The 6,140-nt window shown below is 44.5% G+C and carries 6 protein-coding genes; 5 read left to right on the plus strand and 1 reads right to left on the minus strand.

The window, feature by feature from the left end:
- The first annotated feature begins 215 nt into the window (after positions 1-215).
- Entirely contained in the window at positions 216-1,004 is a 789-nt protein-coding gene (locus PN470_RS10470; RefSeq protein WP_002734248.1) for an ECF transporter S component, read from the plus strand.
- A gap of 125 nt (positions 1,005-1,129) precedes the next feature.
- On the opposite strand, the gene ilvC is transcribed toward PN470_RS10470, so the two are convergent.
- Positions 1,130-2,122, minus strand: coding sequence for a ketol-acid reductoisomerase (gene ilvC / locus PN470_RS10475; protein ID WP_002734030.1), 993 nt, complete (start codon positions 2,120-2,122; stop codon positions 1,130-1,132).
- Between the two features lie 508 nt (positions 2,123-2,630).
- Here ilvC and pilM point away from each other — a divergent pair.
- From pilM to PN470_RS10495, 4 genes are all read left to right on the plus strand, one after another.
- Positions 2,631-3,758: a type IV pilus assembly protein PilM gene (pilM, locus tag PN470_RS10480; RefSeq protein WP_272104496.1), complete on the plus strand. Its 1,128-nt coding sequence runs from the start codon at positions 2,631-2,633 to the stop codon at positions 3,756-3,758.
- Positions 3,759-4,208: 450 nt separating this feature from the next.
- A complete protein-coding gene (locus tag PN470_RS10485; RefSeq protein ID WP_272104498.1) occupies positions 4,209-4,988 on the plus strand; it encodes an ABC transporter permease in 780 nt (259 codons plus the stop codon).
- Between the two features lie 52 nt (positions 4,989-5,040).
- The gene (locus PN470_RS10490; protein ID WP_002733632.1) at positions 5,041-5,505 is read left to right on the plus strand and encodes a hypothetical protein; all 465 of its coding nucleotides are present in this window, start codon (positions 5,041-5,043) and stop codon (positions 5,503-5,505) included.
- 64 nt (positions 5,506-5,569) lie between these two features.
- A complete protein-coding gene (locus PN470_RS10495; RefSeq protein ID WP_103111356.1) occupies positions 5,570-6,064 on the plus strand; it encodes a hypothetical protein in 495 nt (164 codons plus the stop codon).
- Positions 6,065-6,140 lie beyond the last annotated feature (76 nt).

Below are 6,140 nucleotides of genomic sequence, written 5' to 3' on the forward strand. Positions count from 1 at the left end.
CGTTAAAAGTTGTCAGATGCCCCCCTTATTAAGGGGGGATTAAAGGGGGGACTAAGGGGGGATCGGCACCCCCCTTATCAAGGGGGGCAGGGGGGATCGAACCTAAAATCCATTTTTAATTTAATTATAACCAGCTACTTATAACGTTGACCATTAACTGCCCGAAGCGGATAAAACCAGAGGATGATAGAAAAGTTAGAATTACCCTTGCAACTATGACCCTAGATATTATCCCCGAAGGGGAAGAACGCAAAGTAGAAGCTGTCAGTAGTGCCGCTATTGATGGGGCGCCGATCGCCTATATTGTTGTCTTAGCGGCCATTGTCACTACCCTTTCTTTTATTCCCTTCTCCATTGTCCTCGCTTCCGGCGGTAGTATGCCCCTCAGTCAAGCGGTTTTTCCCCTCTTGGGTTGGTTACTCGGCCCGATCGCTGGTGCGATCGCTAGTGGCATTGGGTCCTTAATTGGGGCTTTTCTTGCCCCCTACACGGCAGGAATTCCCGCTATTTCGGTCTTTGGGGCAATTATAGCCAGTTTTGTCGCGGGAACGATGGTTTTAGGCAAAAAACGCCGTTATTGGTGGTTAGGATTGACGTTAATTTTTCTGATTCCCCTGTTTATCTACGCTAACCGGGCGATCGGACTGAACGGCATTTCGCCACGAATCTTTATTGCTGGCGCTTTCGTCGATTGGTCGGCTTTGGTATTATTTATCCTACCGACCCGGACTCTTTTTCCTCATTGGATCAAAGGTAGCAATTTAGCCCTAGTAGCGGCGGGAATTTTTGGGGGTACCTGGACCGCCAGCGGCCTCTCCCATTTAGGAGCCGTCGCCATTACCTACTCGATTTTTAACTGGCCAGAAGAAGTCTGGATCGCTTTAATTGGGATCGTTCCCATAGAAAATCTGATTCGTTCCCTCGTCGGTATGGTGATCGGTTGTGGTGTCATTGCCGGTTTACGGGCGATCGGTCTAGTCAAATCACGGGAGGCGATCTACTAGGTAGGAGCTGCTGAAAAAGTTTTTCCTGGGGACAGGGTGTGGGGTGTGGGGTGTGGGGTGTAGGGACGGACGCAAGGGCAAGAATTACCTGATTGCGTCCAACCCGACAGCGAAAAAAAAGAGAACTAGCGTTTTAGCCAACTCATCATCGCCCGCAGATCTTGGCCGACTTCTTCGATCGAATGTTCTGCTTCTTGACGACGCATAGCGGTGAAACCCGGTTTACCAGCTTGATTTTCGAGGACAAACTCTCTGGCAAATTGTCCCGATTGAATTTCCAGGAGGATTTTCCGCATTTCGGCCTTAGTCGCTTCTGTCACCACCCGCGGACCGCGAGTGTAGTCACCGTACTCGGCTGTATTGGAAATACTATCGCGCATTTTGGCTAAACCGCCCTCGACGATCAGATCGACGATCAGTTTTACCTCGTGTAAACACTCAAAATAGGCTAATTCGGGCTGATAACCGGCTTCTACGAGGGTTTCAAAGCCAGCTTTAATTAAAGCACTTAAACCGCCGCATAATACTGCTTGTTCGCCAAAAAGGTCGGTTTCTGTCTCCTCACGGAAAGTGGTTTCCAAAACCCCGGCCCGAGTGCCACCGATACCTTTAGCGTAGGCCATTGCCCGATCGCGTGCTTGGCCAGTAGCATCTTGATAGACGGCGAATAAACAGGGAACCCCTTGACCTTGTTCGTAGGTGCGACGGACGAGATGGCCCGGTCCTTTGGGGGCAACCATAACCACATCGACATTATCCGGGGGAACCACTTGACCAAAATGAATATTAAAGCCGTGGGCAAAAGATAACACTTTGCCTGCGCTTAAATTCGGCGCAATTTCGTTGAGATAAATCGTTTTCTGCACTTCATCTGGTAAGAGGATCATGATCCAGTCGGCAATTTTAGCGGCTTCGGCCACATCATAAACCGGAATACCGGCTTCTTTGGCTTTGATGGCCGATTTACTGCCGGGATATAGACCAACAATCACATTAACGCCACTATCCTTGAGATTTAATGCGTGGGCATGACCCTGGGAACCATAACCAATAATAGCGATCGTTTTTCCCGCTAATAAGTCTAAGTTGGCATCCTCATCATAGTACATTCGTGCCATCGAACTCGCTCCTTAAATTTTTTTGTCACTGTGCAAACTCCTAATTATACGCGAAAATCACGCCCGTCAGAAGCATTTGATCGCCTATTTCTAGGAGTCAAGAAAAAATAGTGTCGAGAAAATTTGAATTTTCTCGAGATATTTGGGTACTCTAACTAGGGAAAGCTGACTTGATCTAGTGGAGCAGAAGGGGGGGATAATGGCCAATTTTTAGCTTGGACTTGGTTCTTTCACCAAAATTGATTACAATATCATCATCAATAGCTGCTTCCTCTGCTCCTATCCAGTTAGGATTAACCTCGGTCTGAACACAGATAATCAGGTTAATATTAGTGCAGAAATAGCTTCTCTCCCCCTCGATTTTCACCTGTTCTGGGTAAATTACCCAGTTAGGATCGTTTATAGACTGATTTACTGCCTTGATCGATACTAAATAAAATCAGGTGAAAAGATCAAGATTATTGGCTTTGTTGATCACCAATTCCCTTAGAGCTGCCCCAGAAAATCTATGGTAAGTTTTTTTAAGAAGCTATTGACAAAAAAAACTCAAGGTATTGGGTTAGAGATTACCCCAGAGCGTCTTAACGTGGTTCAGATCGCCAAACAGAAACAAAATTATAAATTAGTTAAATGTTGTTCGTCGGATATCCCAGAAGGCATCTTTGAGGAGGGAAAAATCGTCGATTCCGTCGCTTTAGCGGAATTAATCCAAGAAGTCCTCAAGGAAAATAAAATTACTAGCAAACGAGTCGCTACTGCTGTCCCCATGCGCGAGTCAATTATCCGGATTATCCCTATTCCCTCGGAATTGGACGATGAGGAATTGCGCGATCTGGTCTTAAATCATGAAGCTAATTTATACCTTCCCTATCCGCGGGAGGAAGTGGATATCGACTACCAAAAACTGGGCTACTTTCAGGATGAAGACGGGATCGAAAAGGTGCAGGTTTTGCTGGTAGCTACTCGTCGGGAGATCACCGATGCCTATCTGGAAACCCTGCAACGGGCAGGATTACAGGTAGATGTGCTAGAAATTAATAGTTTTTCCCTAATTCGGACGATTCGCGATCAGTTGCGACAGTTTAGTTCCAATGAAGCTACCGTTATTGTCGATATAGAATTTGATAACACGGAAATTGCCATCGTGGTGGACGGCGTTCCCCAATTTTCCCGCACTGTCCCCATCGGCACTTTCCAGCTACAAAACGCCATTTCCAGGGCGATGAATTTGCCCACCCCCCGCAGTCCTGAGATTCTTTTGGGGATGACAATCCCGATCACTGCCTTTGATAGTCTTGACACCAATACCGGGGCTTCCAGAACCTTTACTACCGCCGGGATTGCGGCACTGATGCGGGTTTTAGGGGAATTAACCGATGAATTGCGGCGATCGATTAATTTCTATCTTAACCAAAGTGATGAACTGGAAATGGAAATTGTCCAGTTACTTTTAGCCGGTCCCGGGGGCGGTTTAGCGCAACTAGACGAATATTTTACTCAACGTCTCAACGTCCCCACCACGGTAATCGATCCAATCGCATCACTGAACTTAGATACAACTCAAGAGATTCCTAATGCCGAAAGACCTGGTTTAGGAACAGTTCTGGGTTTAGGATTGCGGGAGGTTGACCATTAGCCAAGGTTTTGTTAACATACACTTACATACGCTACTAATTAGGGTTGGCTGAATAATAGTAAAACCCTTTTAAAATAAGACTTTTGACCTGTTAAAATCCAATGTTCATGCTGCGAAAATCGGATTGGGACATTCAAAAACCTGGCCTTATTCTTTTTTTAGTACATAAACTGGTACAAAGAAGCAGGGCAACAAAGCCTGAAACTCCCGACTCCCGACTCCTGACGACCGGCTACTCACTCCTAACCCCACCAACAAACTTTTTGCCGCAAACCCTAAATAAAGAGGTTTTGACAACCAAATTAAAGCATATCTAAAGAGTTTTGGGTTAAAAGTTAAACTTCAGGTTTTCATTCATAACAAATGAACTAACTAATTTTTTGGGGAAAATTAGTTAACCCACGACCATAACATATAATTAATTGGCAAGAGTTCTTTTGATGAAAGGCTATGGGTATCAGCATCCTGAGAATCTGGGCAATCGCAGCTAACAGTTTTCGCGAGGTTATTCGCGATCGCATTCTTTACTTTATCGGGTTTTTTGCCTTGTTGATGGCCTTCGCTTGGCGTTTATTACCAGAAATTGCGGTGGGAACCCATCAGAAAATCTTTCTTGACTTGGGATTAGCCGCTATCGGGTTATTAGGGGTAATTGTCGCGGTTTTTGTGGGTACAGGGCTAATTAATCGGGAAATTGACAAGAGAACTATTTTGGTTTTGATTCCTAAACCCCTGAGTCGGGCCGAATTTATCCTCGGTAAACACTTGGGTTTGTCTGGGGTTTTAGCGGTGATGTTGGGGGTAATGTTGGTGATTTACCTGCTGATGTTGCTGGGGATGAAAGTATCTTTTCAACCTTTACCCCTGATTGTCTCGGTTTTCTATCTCGGTTTGGAATTAATTCTGATCGCAGCCGTGGCGATCGCTTTTGGGGTATTTACCAGTTCGATTTTAGCCACGCTAATGACTTTTGGGGTCTATCTAATGGGTCACATCAGCAAAGATCTGATCCAATTGGGTATAATCAGCAAAAATCCCAATATTCTCGCTATCACCAAAAATATTTATCTAATTCTCCCAGATTTGGAGAGATTGAATTTTAGAAACGAGGCCGTTTATGGTTTGCTCCCTAGTGCTGATGTCTTAATCGCTAATGCCCTCTACAGTCTCGTTTATACTGGTCTATTATTGGGTATCTCCATCCTCATCTTTTCACGACGACAATTTTAAATGGCCTTGCCGAATGTCATCGCCATCGATTAGTTTATAGACATGATTAGCCATGAAATTAAAGGCACAACTGCATATTTTAAGTCGAGAAGCGGTCAATTACGGACTGGCAACCGTGGTCATGGAAGAAGCGGTTAATCCCGTCCTTGCAGCTTTTGCTAGACAGTTAAAACATTTACAATACTATGTAGTTCAGAATAGCCAAGGTGATTGGTTACTAACCACATTAGCTCATCGGCAGCAGCCGCAACAGGAAAAAAGGGTGATCTATGCCTTTGCTACGGAAAAAATGGCCCTATCTGCCCAAAATACTGCTAATTCGCCCCTATCAACGCTCCTGATTCCTGTAACCCATCTTTTATTCCAATTATTTGCCGTAGAAAAAGTAGATAGTATTATTTTTCTGGAAAATGCACACACCGCTCAAACAGGAAAAGAAATCTCCCGGATCCAATTAAAGGCTAATATTGAAAAACAACTGCAAAAACTAGCGGCAATTCCTCCCAATCTTGCTTAATTAGTTATCAATAGGGAAAAGTTAATTATCTGCAATTGCCTTTTTTACTCTCACTCACATTACCATGACCGAGCCAACCCGATTAAACTATCACGATACCTATTCTTGTCCCGTCTGTCGCCATGGTAAAATTGCCACTTTACCCCTAATGGAAGCCTATGCTTGTAACTTTTGTCAACACATTTTTACTGCTAATTTAGAAAGACAGCTTTTAAAAATGGCCGATAGTCAATTACCCTTAACTTGGTATTGGAATGGTAAGTATTGGCAGGGTTTACCGAGAGAAGGAATGGAGATGGCAGGTTTTTACTTAATTATCGGTTTAGGATTTGTGATTTTTCCCACAGCAATTGTGGCTACAGGGGCCTATCTTTTTCCTCCAGTCGAGGGGAGTTCTTTGTCATGGGTGCCTCTATTTTGGTCGATTTTAACCTTTATTTGCCATGGTATTTGTTTACTCTGGTTAACTATCGAATATTATCAGTTTCCCGTTAATATGTATCTACGGGCCTTGGCCCGTCGTTGGCAAAATTCTTTTGTTACCCGATTATTATCCTAGGGGTTATTTAATCCTAGAAAGGGGAGCAGGAAGTGGGGTGTGGGGTGTGGGGTGTGGGGTGTGGGGTGTGGGGATA

This window comes from Microcystis sp. CS-574, assembly GCF_028329095.1.
GTDB lineage: Bacteria > Cyanobacteriota > Cyanobacteriia > Cyanobacteriales > Microcystaceae > Microcystis > Microcystis ichthyoblabe_A.

What these genes read in the sequence shown, in the direction of transcription:
- pilM (WP_272104496.1), top strand. Translation starts at nt 2,631, where the DNA reads ATGGTAAGTTTTTTTAAGAAGCTATTGACAAAAAAAACTCAAGGTATT.
- PN470_RS10485 (WP_272104498.1), top strand. Translation starts at nt 4,209, where the DNA reads ATGGGTATCAGCATCCTGAGAATCTGGGCAATCGCAGCTAACAGTTTT.
- PN470_RS10470 (WP_002734248.1), top strand. Translation starts at nt 216, where the DNA reads ATGACCCTAGATATTATCCCCGAAGGGGAAGAACGCAAAGTAGAAGCT.
- PN470_RS10490 (WP_002733632.1), top strand. Translation starts at nt 5,041, where the DNA reads ATGAAATTAAAGGCACAACTGCATATTTTAAGTCGAGAAGCGGTCAAT.
- ilvC (WP_002734030.1), bottom strand. Translation starts at nt 2,122, where the DNA reads ATGGCACGAATGTACTATGATGAGGATGCCAACTTAGACTTATTAGCG.
- PN470_RS10495 (WP_103111356.1), top strand. Translation starts at nt 5,570, where the DNA reads ATGACCGAGCCAACCCGATTAAACTATCACGATACCTATTCTTGTCCC.